This is a genomic window from Streptomyces sp. NPDC037054 (assembly GCF_055606745.1).
In genome coordinates this window covers 205,155-220,263 of record NZ_JBVJSJ010000007.1, presented here as the reverse complement: position 1 = coordinate 220,263, position 15,109 = coordinate 205,155, and the positions used below count along the sequence as shown (strand labels likewise).

Below are 15,109 nucleotides of genomic sequence, written 5' to 3'. Positions count from 1 at the left end.
CCCGTTCGGGGGTAGTGAGACCTGCATCACGGATTACACGATGGCAGAGAGCCGCCCGGCAAGGTCCGGCACCGAGCGCGTGCGTGAGCCGCGGGCGCGCGGGTGCCGATCCGGCCAGAGAGGATGACACATGACGACGGCGACGGACGCGTTCCGCAGGGCACGGGACTTCCTGCTGGAGCACCGCGAGGACTGGGCCGCGGCCCACGAGGGCTTCACCTGGCCCCGGCCCGAACGCTTCAACTGGGCACTGGACTGGTTCGACGTCATCGCCGCCGGCAACGACCGGACCGCCCTGCACATCGTCGAGGAGGACGGCACGCAGACCCGGCTGTCCTTCGCCGAGCTGTCCGACCGCTCCGACCGCGTCGCGAACTGGCTGCGCGAGCGCGGCGTGCGCGCCGAGGACCGGGTGCTGGTGATGCTCGGCAACCAGGCCGAGCTGTGGGAGACGATGCTGGCCGCCATGAAGCTGCGCGCCGTCGTCATCCCCGCGACGCCGCTGCTCGGCCCCGCCGACCTGCGCGACCGGGTGGACCGCGGCCGCGTCGCCCACGTCGTCGCGCGGGACGCGGACACCGCCAAGTTCGACGAGGTGCCCGGCGACTACACGCGCGTCGCCGTCGGCGCCCCCGTCGAGGGCTGGCGGACGTACGCCGACGCGTACGCCGCGCCCGGCGGCTTCACGCCGGACGGCCCCACCCTCGCCGACGACCCGCTGATGCTGTACTTCACCTCCGGCACCACCGCCCGCCCCAAGCTGGTCGAGCACACCCACACCTCGTACCCGATCGGGCACCTGGCCACCATGTACTGGATCGGCCTGAAACCCGGCGACGTGCACCTGAACATCTCCTCGCCCGGCTGGGCCAAGCACGCCTGGTCGAACCTGTTCGCCCCGTGGAACGCGGAGGCGACCGTCTTCATCCACAACTACACGCGGTTCGACGCCGCCCGGCTGATGGCCGAGATGGACCGCGCGGGCGTCACCACGTTCTGTGCCCCGCCGACCGTGTGGCGCATGCTCATCCAGGCCGACCTCACGCAGCTGCGCAACCGGCCCCGCGAGGCCGTCGCCGCCGGGGAACCCCTCAACCCGGAGGTCATCGAGCAGGTCCGGCGCGCCTGGGGCGTCACCGTCCGCGACGGCTTCGGCCAGACCGAGACCGCCGTGCAGATCGCCAACAGCCCCGGCCAGCCCCTCAAGACCGGCTCCATGGGCCGCCCCGGCCCCGGCTACCGCGTCGAACTCCTCGACCCGGTCACCGGCGCGCCCGGCGCCACCGAGGGCGAGATCGCCCTCGACCTCTCCGAGCGCCCGGTCGGCCTGATGACCGGCTACCACGGCGACCCGGAGAAGACCGCCGAGGCCATGGCGGGCGGCTACTACCGCACCGGCGACATCGGCTCCCGCGACGCCGACGGCTACCTCACCTACGTCGGCCGCGCCGACGACGTGTTCAAGGCGTCCGACTACAAGATCTCTCCGTTCGAGCTGGAGAGCGCCCTGCTGGAGCACGAGGCGGTCGCCGAGGCGGCCGTGGTGCCCGCCCCCGACGAACTGCGCCTCGCCGTCCCGAAGGCGTACGTCGTGCTCGCGGAGGGCTGGGAGCCCGGCCCGGACACCGCGAAGGTGCTGTTCGAGCACTCCCGTGAGGTCCTCGCGCCCTACAAGCGGATCCGCCGCCTGGAGTTCGGCGACCTGCCCAAGACGGTGTCCGGGAAGATCCGCCGGATCGAGCTGCGCGAGGCCACGGCGGCCGGCTCCGCGAACGAGTACCGCGAGGAGGACTTCCGGTGACGGCAGACCTGTCCTACACGCACGGCACGAGCGAGGTGCCGCTCCTCGGCGACACGATCGGCGCCAACCTGGCCAGGACCGTCGCCGCGTTCCCCGACCGCGAGGCCCTGGTGGACGTGGAGTCCGGGCGGCGCTGGACCTACGCCGAGTTCGGCGCGGCCGTCGACGAGGTGGCGCGCGGGCTGCTCGCCGAGGGGGTCGCCAAGGGCGACCGGGTGGGCATCTGGGCGGTGAACTGCCCGGAGTGGGTGCTCACGCAGTACGCCACCGCCCGCATCGGCGCGATCATGGTGAACATCAACCCGGCCTACCGGGCCCACGAGTTGGAGTACGTGCTCAAGCAGTCCGGGATCTCCCTGCTGATCGCGTCGCAGGCGCACAAGACCAGCGACTACCGGGCCCTGGTCGACCAGGTGCGCGGCGCCTGCCCCGCCCTGCGCTCGGTCGTCTACATCGGCGACCCGAGCTGGGACGCGCTGACGGCGGGCGCGGCCCGGGTGACCGACGCGCAACTGGCAGCGGCCGAGGCCGAGTTGAGCTGCGACGACCCGGTCAACATCCAGTACACCTCGGGCACCACAGGCTTCCCGAAGGGCGCCACGCTCTCCCACCACAACATCCTCAACAACGGCTACTGGGTCGGCCGGACGATCGGCTACTCGGAACAGGACCGGGTGTGCCTGCCGGTGCCGCTTTATCACTGTTTCGGCATGGTGATGGGCGATCTGGCGGCCACTTCCCACGGTGCCTGCATCGTCCTCCCCGCCCCGTCCTTCGAACCGAGGGCCACCCTGGAGGCCGTCCAGCAGGAGCGCTGCACCTCGCTCTACGGCGTCCCGACCATGTTCATCGCGGAGTTGAACCTCCCGGACTTCGCGGACTACGACCTCACCTCCCTGCGCACCGGCATCATGGCCGGGTCGCCCTGCCCGGTGGAGGTCATGAAGCGGGTCGTCAACGAGATGCACATGGAGCAGGTCTCCATCTGCTACGGCATGACGGAGACCTCGCCGGTGTCCCTCCAGACCCGGATGGACGACGACCTGGAGCACCGCACGGGCACGGTCGGCCGGGTCCTGCCGCACATCGAGGTGAAGGTCGTCGACCCGGCCTCCGGCGTCACGCAGCCGCGCGGCACCGCCGGCGAGCTGTGCACCCGCGGCTACAGCGTGATGCTCGGCTACTGGGACGAGCCCGAGCGGACCGCCGAGGCCGTCGACCCCGGCCGCTGGATGCACACCGGCGACCTGGCGGTGATGCGCGAGGACGGCTACGTCGAGATCGTCGGCCGCATCAAGGACATGATCATCCGGGGTGGCGAGAACATCTACCCGCGCGAGATCGAGGAGTTCCTCCACGGCCACCCGAAGATCCGGGACGTCCAGGTGGTCGGCGTGCCGCACGAGCGGTACGGCGAGGAGGTCCTGGCCTGCGTCGTGCCGCGCGACCCGGCCGACCCGCTCACGCTGGAGGAACTGCGGGCCTTCTGCGACGGGCGGCTCGCCCACTACAAGGTCCCGAGCCGTCTGGAACTGCTCGGCTCCTTCCCGATGACCGTGTCCGGGAAGGTCCGCAAGGTGGAACTGCGGGAGCGCTACAAGGACTGAGAGCCGGACCGGAGCCGGCACCCGGCCGTCAAGGGACACCGCGTCCCTTGACGGCTTTCTCGTGCCCGCTTACATTGCTTCCAGATAGTAGAAACTTATTTCCGCTATACGGAAGTACTCACCGCGGGGCGCGACGGGAGTGCGAATCCGACAGCCGAAGCAGGAGTACTCGATGGCTCGTATGACCGCTGCCCGCGCGGCAGTTGAGATCCTCAAGCGCGAGGGCATCACCGACGCGTTCGGTGTCCCGGGCGCGGCGATCAACCCCTTCTACGCGGCCCTCAAGGCCTCCGGAGGCATCACGCACACCCTCGCCCGGCACGTCGAGGGCGCCTCCCACATGGCCGAGGGCTACACCCGCACCCACGCCGGCAACATCGGCGTCTGCATCGGCACCTCCGGCCCGGCCGGCACCGACATGATCACCGGCCTGTACTCCGCGACCGGCGACTCCATCCCGATCCTGTGCATCACGGGCCAGGCCCCCACCGCCGTGATCCACAAGGAGGACTTCCAGGCCGTCGACATCGCCTCGATCGCCAAGCCGGTCACCAAGATGGCCGTCACCGTCCTGGAGGCCGCCCAGGTCCCCGGCGTCTTCCAGCAGGCCTTCCACCTGATGCGCTCCGCCCGGCCCGGCCCGGTCCTCATCGACCTGCCGATCGACGTGCAGCTCACCGAGATCGAGTTCGACCCGGACACCTACGAGCCGCTCCCGGTCTACAAGCCGGCCGCCTCCCGCGCCCAGATCGAGAAGGCCATCGGGATGCTCAACGCCTCCGAGCGCCCCCTGATCGTGGCCGGCGGCGGCGTCATCAACGCCGACGCCGCCGAACTGCTGGTGGAATTCGCCGAGTTGACCGGCGTTCCGGTCGTGCCGACCCTGATGGGCTGGGGCGTCCTGCCCGACGACCACGAGCTGAACGCCGGCATGGTGGGCCTGCAGACCTCGCACCGCTACGGCAACGCCACGTTCCTCGAGTCCGACTTCGTCCTCGGCATCGGCAACCGCTGGGCCAACCGCCACACCGGCAAGCTCGACGTCTACACGGCCGGGCGCACCTTCGTCCACGTCGACATCGAGCCCACCCAGATCGGCAAGATCTTCGCCCCCGACTACGGCATCGCCTCCGACGCCAGGGCCGCGCTCCAGCTCTTCGTCGAGGTCGCGCGCGAGCTGAAGGACGAGGGCAGGCTGCCCGACCGCTCCGCGTGGGCCGCCGCCGCGCAGGAGAAGAGGGCCACCCTCCAGCGCCGCACCCACTTCGACGACGTCCCGATCAAGCCGCAGCGCGTCTACGAGGAGATGAACAAGGCCTTCGGACCGGAGACCCGCTACGTCTCCACCATCGGCCTCTCCCAGATCGCCGGCGCCCAGATGCTGCACGTCTACCGCCCGCGGCACTGGATCAACTGCGGCCAGGCCGGCCCCCTCGGCTGGACCGTGCCGGCCGCGCTCGGCGTCGCCAAGGCCGACCCGGAGGCGTCCGTCGTCGCCCTGTCCGGCGACTACGACTTCCAGTTCATGATCGAGGAACTCGCCGTCGGCGCCCAGCACCGCATCCCCTACGTGCACGTCCTGGTCAACAACGCCTACCTCGGGCTGATCCGCCAGGCGCAGCGCGCCTTCGAGATCGACTTCCAGGTCAACCTCGAATTCGAGAACATCAACACGCCCGAACTCGGCGTGTACGGCGTCGACCACGTGAAGGTCGCCGAGGGCCTCGGCTGCAAGGCGATCCGCGTGACCGACCCGAACGAACTGGGCGCCGCCTTCGAGCAGGCCAAGAAGCTCGCCGCCGAGTACCGCGTCCCGGTCGTCGTCGAGGCGATCCTGGAGCGCGTCACCAACATCTCCATGTCGACCACCAACGACATCGGCAACGTCGTGGAGTTCGAGGAGATCGCCACCGAGCCGGGCCACGCCCCGACCTCGGTCAGGACGCTGAAGGTCTGACCTCCTTCACGCCGCAGCGGCCCGTTCCCCGCCGGGGGACGGGCCGCCGCGGCATGCGGCGGCGCACGCACAAGTGGCCCCCGTACACAGCGCCGTGCTCACGAGCCGCCCCCGCCGCAGCCCCCGCCGCCCCCGCAGCCGTGACCCCCGGCGGCGTGGCTCGCGCCGCCGCCGGGACCGCTCATGCCGCCGCCCGAGCCGCCGCGGAGCTTCCTCCGCGGCGTCACGCGCCCGACCAGGCCCACGCGGAGCGCGAAGCGCGGCACGACCGTCCGCAGGGCCGCCTCGCCGTGCAGGGCGACGGCCCGCAGCTTCGCCTCGTCGGACAGGCCGTGCCGGGCGGCGGGCAGCGGATGGCGCAGCCGCAGGGCCCGGATCCGGCGGCGTCCCGCGCGGTTCGCGCGGGCGCCCAAGCCCGTGAGCCCGGCCCCCGCCAGCTCGACCCACAGGTCCGCGACCGCCACCCGCACGTCCAGGTCCCGGTGGATGTACCGCAGGTGCGCAGGGTCCCTCAGGTGCTCCAGCACCGCGCGCTCCAGCGGCTCCGTGACGTCCGCGCCGGCGCCCGGCACCGCCTCCACGGTGTCCTTCCCGCAGGCCTCGACGGCGCCCCGCAGATGCAGGGCCACCACGCTCACCAGGACGGCGGCGCGCGGTCCCCCGCCCAGCAGCGCCAGCGTGTGCGGGCGCCGCAGCACCGTCGCGTCACCGTCCATGGCTCACCCCCCGTCGAAGGGCCCGCCGCCCCCGTGCCGGCGGGCCCCCGTACGACGGACTGTGCCCGCACTCGACGGCTCCCCAAGCCTGCCGGGGCCGTGTTCAGAGCTTGATTTGAGGGTGCCGTACGCCGTCTACGCCGCTCTGCGTAGGCGCGCGCACGCCGAGAAGCGCCGGATGCGGGACCGTCCGCATCCGGCGCTTCTCGAATCTGGGGGGAGGGATCGGGACCGCGGCGGGTGCGACGGAACCGCAGGGCTCCTTCCCTCAGGTCGAAGAAGGAGGCTCCGGGACCTTCACCACCGCACTGGCTCGCACACCGCCGCGGTCCGCGCCCTGCCCGCCGTGCCGGTCGACCACCCCTCATCCGGGTCGCCGGCACGGCGGGTCCGCGCGTCCGGGGTCCGACCTCCCCGTCGGACCCCGGACGCAGCCTGTGGGGTCAGTCCTCGCGCAGGGCGCGGACCGCCTCCGCCACGCGCGTGCCGTAGTCCGGGTCGGCGGCGTGGAAGTGGGCCAGGTTCTTCTCGATCACGTCGTCGCGGGAGACCTGCGACAGGCCGCCGGCGATGTTCGCGACCAGACGCTTCTTCTCCTCCTCCGACATCAGCCGGTACAGCTCACCGGCCTGGAAGAAGTCGTCGTCCTTGGTGTGCGGCGGCGCCTCGTGCGTGCCGGTGAACCCGGCGACGGCCAGCGGGGCGGACAGCGGACGGCCGGTCTCGACGGGTCCGCCGTAGGAGTTCGGCTCGTAGTTCTTGGCGTACCGGCCCTGGGAGTTGACGGCCATCAGACCGTCCCGGCCGTAGTTCTCGGCGGTCGTCGCGCGCGGGGCGTTCACGGCCAGCTGGGTGTGGTTGACGCCCAGCCGGTAGCGGTGCGCGTCCGCGTAGGCGAACAGGCGGCCCTGGAGCATCTTGTCGGGGGAGGGGCCGATGCCCGGCACGAAGTTGTTCGGGGAGAACGCGGCCTGCTCGACCTCGGCGAACACGTTGTCCGGGTTGCGGTCCAGGACCAGCCGGCCCACGCGGCGCAGGGGGTAATCGGCGTGCGGCCAGACCTTCGTCAGGTCGAACGGGTTGAAGCGGTAGTCGGCCGCCTCGGCCGCCGGCATGAGCTGCACGTACAGCGTCCACGACGGGTGCACACCGCGCTCGATGGCCTGGAGCAGGTCCGTCTGGTGCGAGTTCGGGTCCTTGCCCGCGGTCTCGGCGGCCTGCTCGCTCGACAGGCAGCGGATGCCCTGGTTCGTCTTGAAGTGGTACTTGACGAAGAAGGCCTCGCCCGCGCTGTTCGTCCACTGGTAGGTGTGCGAGCCGTAGCCGTTCATGTGCCGGTACGAGGCGGGGATGCCGCGGTCGCCCATCAGCCACGTCACCTGGTGCGTGGCCTCGGGGGAGTGGGCCCAGAAGTCCCAGACGTTGTCCGGCTCCTGACGGCCCGTGAACGGGTCGCGCTTCTGCGAGTGGATGAAGTCGGGGAACTTGACCGGGTCCTTGATGAAGAACACCGGGGTGTTGTTCCCGACGAGGTCGTAATTGCCTTCCCGCGTGTAGAACTTGACGGCGAAGCCGCGCGGGTCGCGCACCGCGTCCGCACCGCCGAGCGAGTCGGCCACGGTCGAGAAGCGGACGAACACCTCGGTGCGGCGGCCGACCTCGCCGAGGAAGTCGGCGTGCGTGACGTCGGTGACGTCGTCGGTCACCTCGAAGTGGCCGTACGCGCCGGAACCGCGGGCGTGCACCACGCGCTCCGGGATCCGCTCCCGGTTGAACCGGGCCAGCTTCTCCAGCAGGTGCTGGTCCTGGAGCAGCAGCGGGCCGCCGATGCCGGCGGAGGCGGAGTTCTGGTTGTCGGCGACCGGGGCGCCGGACTCGGTGGTGAGCACGCGCTTCGACATCGTGGACCTTCCGTACGAGAAGCAGCAGCGAAAACGAGCGGAAACCTGTTTCCGCTTCGTGGAGCCTAAGTTCGAGGTGTGCGGGAGTCAACAGTTTGTTGAACCGGTGGGCATGGGTCGGCCCGGCCCTGGAACCGGGCGACACCGCCGCCTGGGCGCGACGGGACAGATGTCAGCGGCGGTGCCGCCCGGAGACTTGGGGGAGGGTCAGACCCGGGCGCCGGACAGGCGCTCCACGGCCCGCAGCAGGGCCGAGTGGTCCAGGCCGCCGTCGCCCTGGGCGCGCAGCGACGCGACCAGCTGGGCGACCACGGCGCCGACGGGCAGGGCCGCGCCGACGTTGCGGGCGGCGTCGGTGACGATGCCCATGTCCTTGTGGTGCAGGTCGATGCGGAAGCCCGGCTTGAAGTCGCGGTTCAGGAAGTTGTCCTTCTTCCGCGTCAGCACGGTCGAGCCCGCGAGACCGCCGTTGAGGACGTCCAGCGCGGCCGCCAGGTCCACGCCGGACTTCTCCAGGAAGACCACGGCCTCGGCGCACGCCTGGATGTTCACGGCGACGATCAGCTGGTTGGCGGCCTTCACGGTCTGGCCGGAGCCATGCGGGCCGCACAGCACGATCGTCCTGCCGAGCGCCTCGAAGAGGGGCTTGGCCTCGGCGAAGTCGGCCTGCTCGCCGCCCACCATGATGGACAGCACGGCCTCGATCGCGCCGGCCTCACCGCCGGAGACGGGGGCGTCCAGGACGCGGATCCCCTTCTCCTTGGCGTTCTTCGCCAGATCCACGGAGGTCTGCGGCGTGATCGACGACATGTCGATCAGCAGCGCGCCCGGCTTCGCGTTCTCCAGGATGCCGTCGGGGCCGTACGCGATGGCCTCGACCTGCGGGGAGGCGGGCACCATCGTGACGATCACGTCGGCGTCCCGCACGGCCTCGGCGAGGGAGCCGGCGGCGGTGCCGCCCGCGGCGGCGAGCCGGTCCAGCTTCTCCTTCTCCAGGGTGTAACCGGTGACCTGGTAGCCCGCCTTGATCAGGTTCTCCGACATCGGCGAACCCATGATGCCGAGGCCGATCCAGGCGATCTTGGGGAGACTCATTGGGGGTACCTCTCTGATGACGTGCGTATGAGGGTCAGCGGGCCGCGCGCGCGGCGGCCGGCAGCCAGTCGAAGGCCTCGGCGCTCGGGCGGTCGCCCGGCTTGTACTCGAGGCCGACCCGGCCGCCGTAGCCCGCCTTCGCCAGCCGGCCGAGCAGGTCCGCCAGCGGGAGGGAGCCGGTGCCCGGGGCGCCCCGGCCGGGGTTGTCGGCGATCTGGACGTGACCGGTCTTCGCGGCGTACCGCTCGATCACCCGCGGCAGGTCCTCGCCGTTCATGGACAGGTGGTAGAGGTCCATGAGGAACCTGGCGTTGCCGAGGCCGCTCGCCTCGTTGACCTTGTCGACGACCGCGACGGCGGCCGGGGCGCTCACCAGCGGGTACAGCGGCGACTCCGGCTCGTTCAGCGCCTCGACCAGCAGGACCGCCCCGATCCGGTCGGCGGCCCGCGCCGCGAGCACCAGGTTCTCCAGGGCGAGCGCGTCCTGTTCGGCCGGGTCCATGCCCTCGACGCGGTTGCCGTACAGCGCGTTGAGCGCGCCGCAGCCCAGGGAGCCCGCGAAGCCGGCGGCCACGTCGATGTTGGCGCGGAACCGCTCCGACTCCTCGCCCGGCACCGACAGGGCGCCGCGGTCCGGGCCGGGGAGCCGGCCCGCGTAGAAGTTCAGCCCCGTCAGCCGGACGCCCGCGTCCTCGATCGCCTTCTTCAGGGCGTCGAGCTCGGACCGGTCCGGGGTGGGGGAGTCGGTCCAGGGCCACCACAGCTCGACCGCGGTGAAGCCCGCCGCGGCGGCGGCCGCCGGGCGCTCCAGCAGCGGGAGTTCCGTGAAGAGGATCGACAGGTTGACGGTGAAGCGCTGGTCTGCGGCCGTGTCCCACTCAAAGCCTGACATATGGTGTCGCGCTCCCTTCTGGTGACGCCGCAGCGTATTTCGTATCGCGGAAGTTCATTTCTGCGTAATGGAAGATTGCCTGTGGACGGGAAGGGCTGTCAAGACCGGCCGCGCAAACCGGCAGCAAAAAAGCCCCCGCGCGTCAGGCGCGGGGGCGGATCGGCGGGGGATCAGCGGGGCATCGGCGGGGAGCAGGTCAGAGGGCGTCCACGGCGCTCACCCTCCAGCCGTCCGACGTGCGGGACAGCGTCATGCGGACCCGGTTCAGGTCCAGGCGGGAGCCCGAGACCTGGGTGCTCCGGGTGACCTGGTTGACGAACAGCAGCACCACGACCCGGTCGGGCGAGGCCGACACGACGGACGCCGCGGGCGCCCCGCCGTCCGGCGGTGCCACGACCGTCGCCTTCACCACCCCGCGGTACTTCTCGGCGGTCGGCGCGACCACGGTCTTCGTGGTCCTGCCGTACTCGTCGCGGAACGTGCCGGTCAGATGCGCGCGGGCGCGGGCGAAGTCCCGGTCCAGATGCCGGTAGTCGTACGACAGCACCACCGGCGCCGCCTCGCGCGCGGCCGCCAGCGCCTCGCCCCGCGCCTCCTCGGTGCTCCCGGCCCGCGCGTACTGCCATCCCAGCACGGCGACCGTGACCAGGGCCGCGGCGAGCACGAGCGACAGGACGACGGCGGGCAGTTCCCGGCGCAGCCGGGCGAGGGGCCCCGCAGGCCGCGCCTCGTGCTCCTCGGAGGATCCGGATTCGAGGGCCGGCTCGGGCGGGTCGTCCCAGCCGTCGGGGACGTCGATCACCACGGTCCGCCCGGAGAGCCGCTCCTCCTCCGGGCCGGCCGCGCTCTCGCGCCGCCGCGGGACGTCCGCGCGCCCGGCGCGCTTGGCCGCCGCGCGGGCGGCGGCGGACAGGGGACGGCGGGCCGGGGCACCGGCGCCGCGGACCCGGGGGGTCGGGTTCGCCATGGTCGTACTCCTCACGTGCGGGTCAGCCGACGAACTCGACGTCGGAGGTCAGCCACCGGCCGCCCCGGTGCACCAGGTCGAGCTGGAGCCGGTAGGTGCGCGCCTCCCCCTTGGGCACGGCGGTGTTGGTCACCTTGCTGTCGGCGACCACCAGGACGCGGGCCGAGCGGTCGTCGGAGCGGACGATGCCCGCCTCCAGGACCTGCCCCTCGGACACCGACTTGTTCCGGGCCACCAGCCGGGTCAGCTCCGCCGTCTGCGCGGCGAACTCCTTCTTGAAGTCACCGGTGGCGCCCTTGAGGACGTTGGCGCTGTCCCGGCCGTAGTGCCGGTAGTCGAGCGAGGTGAAGTTCAGCGCGGACTGGCGGGCGGCGGCCAGGATGTCCTGGCGGCGCTGCTCGTCCGCGCGCTGGTCGTGCAGGCGCAGGCCCAGCCACAGCGCCGCCGCCGTGGTCAGGACCGTCGCCGCGACGAGTCCCGCGGACAGCGCACGGCGCCGCGACCTCCCGCTCATGCCATGGGGCCGACGAGCAGCCATTGCCAGGACTCCTTTCCGAACATGCTCTGTTCACCGCCGGTCGAGCCGATCTCGACCGTCCTGCCGCCCGGTCCGGCCACCACGCCGGTCTCCGGGTCGTACGGCGCGACGTGCGCCGCCCGCCGGGCGCCGCCCCCGCCGGACGCGCCGGGCGCGTTCTGCGCGCCGCGCACCGAGGTGTCCGAGCCGCGCGGCGCCGTGCAGCGGGCGTCGGTGTTGGCCGGCCGCCTGCTGGTGTCCGCCGGGTCGCGCCGCGCCGTTCCGTAGCCCTGCCGGCACGGCGGGGGGTCGTCCGCGTTGACGACGAGGCCGAAGTGGGTCGTGCCGTCACCGGGGATGACGGTGTAACTGCCCGCGACCACCACCGGGAACGTCACCAGCGCCTGCTCCACGCCCGGCAGCCGGGCCCGCGTCACCCGGCCGCCGCTGACGAGGTTCGCGAGCAGCACCGGCACGCTCGACTCGGTCGACTTCAGCAGGGAGTTGACCTCCACGGCGGCGGGCGTCCCGTTGCCGATGAGCCGCCGCAGGTCCTTGTCGCTCGCCTTCAACTGGGTGGTGAGCGTCGCGAGGTCACGGGAGAAGGCCTTGATGGAGGACCCCTGGTCGGCCTGCGTCTTCAGCACCGTCCGCGAGTCCTCGATCAGCGCGACCGTCTCCGGCAGCGCGCCGGACGCCGACTCCACGAGCGCGTTGCCCGAGTCCACGAGCCGGCCGAGGTGCGGCCCGGTTCCGGCGAACGCCTGGCCCAACTCGTCGACGGTGGTGCGCAGATCGTCCTTGCCGACGGAGTTCACCAGCCGGTCCAGGCTCAGCACCAGGTCCGTGGTGGGCAGCGGGACCCGCGTGCGGTCGCGCGGGATGGTGCTGCCGTCCAGCAGGTACGGTCCGCTCGTCCCGCGCGGCTGGAGGTCGACGTACTGCTCGCCGACCGCCGAACGGTTGGCGACGACGGCCAGCGCGTCCGCCGGGATCCGGGGCGCCCCGTCCTCGATCTCCAGCGCCACCGACACCCCGGACCCGGTCAGCCGCAGCTGGCCCACGCGGCCCACCGGCACCCCGCGGTACGTCACCTCGGCGCCGGAGAACACCCCGCCCGAGTCGGCGAACTCGGCCCGCACGGTGTACCCGCGGTCGAGCAGGCCGTCCACGAGGCCGGTGTACTCGGCGCCCACGTAGGTCACCCCGACCGCGGTGATCGTCGCGAAGGCGACCAGCTGGGCCTTGACCGTCCGTGTGATCACGGCTGTATCCCTTTCAGCATCAGCTCGGCGAGCGCGAGGTCGATCCCGGGCGGCAGCCGGCGGGTGTCCCCGCGGCCGTGGGCGGCGGTGCACACCGGCGGGCACAGGACGTCACCGCCGCCGCCTCCGACGCCGTCCCCGTCTCCCGGCGCCGACGGCTCGGTGGGCAGGTCCGGCACCTTCGGGGTGTCGGGCAGCGCGGGCGCCGACGGCAGCGGCACGTCGGGCAGCTCGGGCAGGTCGGGGGCCTCGGGCACCTTCGGGCCCTGCTCCTCCTCGCCGGGCTCGTCGGCGAGGTTGCCGTACAGGCTCGACAGGTCCAGGTCCGCGGTGACCTTGAGGTTGACGTAGTCGCCCTTCACCGCCTCCGTGACGTTCCGCGGGAACGGGTAAGTGGTGAGCAGTTCGAGGGAGTTGGGCAGGTCCGCGCCCGCCTTGTTGAGCTGCTGGAGGATCGGGCGGAGCCGCTTGAGGTTGGCGACGGTGTCGGCCTTGGAGGCGTTGACGACCCGCGTGCCGGTCCTGCCGAGCTTCGACAGCGCGGTCAGCATCCTCGTCAGGTCCTTGCGCTGGTCGGCGAGGACCTTCAGGGCGGGCGGCATCGTGTCGACGGCCGTGGCGATGGTCCTGCGCTCCTTGCCGAGCCGCTTGGCCAGCCGGTCGACGCCCTCCAGGGCGCGGACGATCTCCTTTCGCTGGTCGTCGAGCCCGCCGAGGAACGTGTCGAGCTCCTTCAGCAGGGACTTGACCCGGTTCTCCCGGCCCGCGAGAGCCTTGTTCAGCTCCACGGTGATCGTCTTCAGCTGGGCCACGCCGCCGCCGTTCAGCAGCGCCGACAGCGCGGACAGCACCTCCTCGATCTCCGGGTTGCGGCCGCTGCGGGACAGCGGGATGCGGTCGCCGTCGCCGAGCCGGCCGACGGGCGCGGTGCCCGGCGGCGCGGACAGCGCCACGTACTTCTCGCCGAGCATGCTGGTCTGGCGCAGCTCCGCGACCGCGTTGCCGGGCAGCTTCACCGAGTCGGCGACCCGCAGCCGCACGCGTGCGTGCCAGCCGCGCAGCTCCACCTCCTCGACCGCGCCGACCGTCACGTTGTTCACCTTCACGGAGGACTGCGGCACCAGGTCCATGACGTCCCGGAAGTCGACGGTGACGCGGTAGGCGCGGCCGTCCGCCGCGGCACCGCCGGGCAGCGGCACGTCGTACCATCCGTTGAACTCGCAGCCGGACAGCAGCAGCGCGCCGACCGCCGTCCACGCCGCCGTACCGCCCTTGCGCAGCACGCTCATGCGCCCGCCCCCAGAATCCCGCCGAGCGTCCGGTCGACCGTGCCGGACGCCGGTGCCGTCGGCGGCTCGGGCAGCGAGTCGAAGAGTTTCTCCAGGTCCCGGCAGTCGGGACCGTCGCCGCCCGCGTCGCCCGTCGTCCTCAGCAGGGAGCACAGCAGGGCCGCCGGGTCCTGCGGGCCGTCGGGGTTGTTGCGGGTGTCGAGGGTGCCGGAGGCCGGGTTGTAGGCGTTCTGCAAGTTGGACAGGCCGGTCGGCGCCACCTCCAGCAGCTCCTCCAGCGCGGCCCGTTGCGTGACGAGCACCTTGGTGACCTTGCTCAGCCCGCGCACGTTCGAGGTGAGCGACTTCTTGTTCTTCCGCACGAACTCGGCCACGTCACCGAGGGCCGCGCCGAGGTTCTTCAGCGCCGCCGCGAGGTCCTTGCGCTCCCCGGCGAGCTGCGCGGCGACCTTCGCCAGGCTGGAGTTGAACGACCGCACCTCCTTGTCGTCGGCGGCCAGCGCGGCGGTGAAGACCTGGAGGTTGCGCACGGTGCCGAACAGGTCGCCCCGTCCGTCGGACAGCGTGGTGACCGCCTTCGACAGGTCCTCCACGGTCCGGTGCAGGTTCTTGCCCTGGCCGTCCAGGTTGTCCGCGCTCACCCCGAGCAGCCGCGACAGGGCCCCCTCCTTGTTGGCGCCGTCGGGGCCGAGCGCCTCGGCCGTCGTGTGCAGACTGTCGAAGATCCGGTCCAGCTCGACGGGCACCGCGGTGCGCGACTCGGGGATCACGTCGCCGTCCCGCAGCGCGGGACCCGACCGGTACACCGGCAGCAGCTGCACGTAACGGTCGCTGACCACCGAGGAGTTGACGATGGCGGCCTTGGCGTCCGCCGGGACCTTGCGGCCCTCGTCGTACTCCAGCACCACGCGCACCCGGCCGCCCTCCGGCTTGATCTCCTTCACCTCCCCGATGCGGACGCCGAGGACGCGGACGTCCGAACCGGGGTAGATGCCGACGGTGCGCGGGAAGTACGCCGTGACGCGCACCGGTTCGGTGCGCGGCCACAGCGCGTACACGCACGCGGCGACGAGGGCGAGGGCGGTGACCAGGGCCATGCGCC

12 protein-coding genes are annotated in these 15,109 nt (G+C 72.1%); 3 read left to right on the top strand and 9 right to left on the bottom strand.

Features of this window, described 5'->3' with window-relative positions:
- The first annotated feature begins 130 nt into the window (after positions 1-130).
- The 3 genes from ACZ7D7_RS18880 (at position 131) to gcl (ending at position 5,365) form a co-directional block, all read left to right on the top strand.
- Entirely contained in the window at positions 131-1,801 is a 1,671-nt protein-coding gene (locus ACZ7D7_RS18880; protein WP_470825575.1) for an AMP-binding protein, read from the top strand.
- A complete protein-coding gene (locus tag ACZ7D7_RS18875) occupies positions 1,798-3,408 on the top strand; it encodes an AMP-binding protein (protein ID WP_470825574.1) in 1,611 nt (536 codons plus the stop codon). The genes ACZ7D7_RS18880 and ACZ7D7_RS18875 overlap by 4 nt, the downstream gene beginning before the upstream one ends.
- Before the next feature lie 172 nt (positions 3,409-3,580).
- The gene (gene gcl / locus ACZ7D7_RS18870; protein WP_470825573.1) at positions 3,581-5,365 is read left to right on the top strand and encodes a glyoxylate carboligase; all 1,785 of its coding nucleotides are present in this window, start codon (positions 3,581-3,583) and stop codon (positions 5,363-5,365) included.
- A 98-nt stretch (positions 5,366-5,463) separates the two neighbouring features.
- On the opposite strand, the gene ACZ7D7_RS18865 is transcribed toward gcl, so the two are convergent.
- From ACZ7D7_RS18865 to ACZ7D7_RS18825, 9 genes are all read right to left on the bottom strand, one after another.
- A complete protein-coding gene (locus ACZ7D7_RS18865) occupies positions 5,464-6,081 on the bottom strand; it encodes a TIGR04222 domain-containing membrane protein (protein WP_470825572.1) in 618 nt (205 codons plus the stop codon).
- A gap of 443 nt (positions 6,082-6,524) precedes the next feature.
- The gene (locus ACZ7D7_RS18860; protein WP_470825570.1) at positions 6,525-7,982 is read right to left on the bottom strand and encodes a catalase; all 1,458 of its coding nucleotides are present in this window, start codon (positions 7,980-7,982) and stop codon (positions 6,525-6,527) included.
- A gap of 207 nt (positions 7,983-8,189) precedes the next feature.
- Positions 8,190-9,077, bottom strand: a complete 888-nt coding sequence (locus ACZ7D7_RS18855; protein ID WP_470825569.1) for a 2-hydroxy-3-oxopropionate reductase — start codon at positions 9,075-9,077, stop codon at positions 8,190-8,192.
- A 34-nt stretch (positions 9,078-9,111) separates the two neighbouring features.
- Positions 9,112-9,969, bottom strand: a complete 858-nt coding sequence (locus ACZ7D7_RS18850; RefSeq protein ID WP_470825568.1) for a TIM barrel protein — start codon at positions 9,967-9,969, stop codon at positions 9,112-9,114.
- Positions 9,970-10,165: 196 nt separating this feature from the next.
- Positions 10,166-10,936, bottom strand: a complete 771-nt coding sequence (locus ACZ7D7_RS18845; protein WP_470825567.1) for a hypothetical protein — start codon at positions 10,934-10,936, stop codon at positions 10,166-10,168.
- A 22-nt stretch (positions 10,937-10,958) separates the two neighbouring features.
- Positions 10,959-11,474, bottom strand: a complete 516-nt coding sequence (locus ACZ7D7_RS18840) for a hypothetical protein (RefSeq protein WP_470825566.1) — start codon at positions 11,472-11,474, stop codon at positions 10,959-10,961.
- Positions 11,447-12,718, bottom strand: a complete 1,272-nt coding sequence (locus ACZ7D7_RS18835) for an MCE family protein (protein WP_470825565.1) — start codon at positions 12,716-12,718, stop codon at positions 11,447-11,449. Before ACZ7D7_RS18835 ends, ACZ7D7_RS18840 begins: the two co-directional genes overlap by 28 nt.
- Entirely contained in the window at positions 12,715-14,007 is a 1,293-nt protein-coding gene (locus ACZ7D7_RS18830; RefSeq protein ID WP_470825564.1) for an MCE family protein, read from the bottom strand. Before ACZ7D7_RS18830 ends, ACZ7D7_RS18835 begins: the two co-directional genes overlap by 4 nt.
- On the bottom strand, positions 14,004-15,104 hold the full coding sequence (locus ACZ7D7_RS18825; protein WP_470825846.1) for an MCE family protein: 1,101 nt from the start codon (positions 15,102-15,104) through the stop codon (positions 14,004-14,006). The genes ACZ7D7_RS18830 and ACZ7D7_RS18825 overlap by 4 nt, the downstream gene beginning before the upstream one ends.
- Positions 15,105-15,109: the final 5 nt, after the last annotated feature.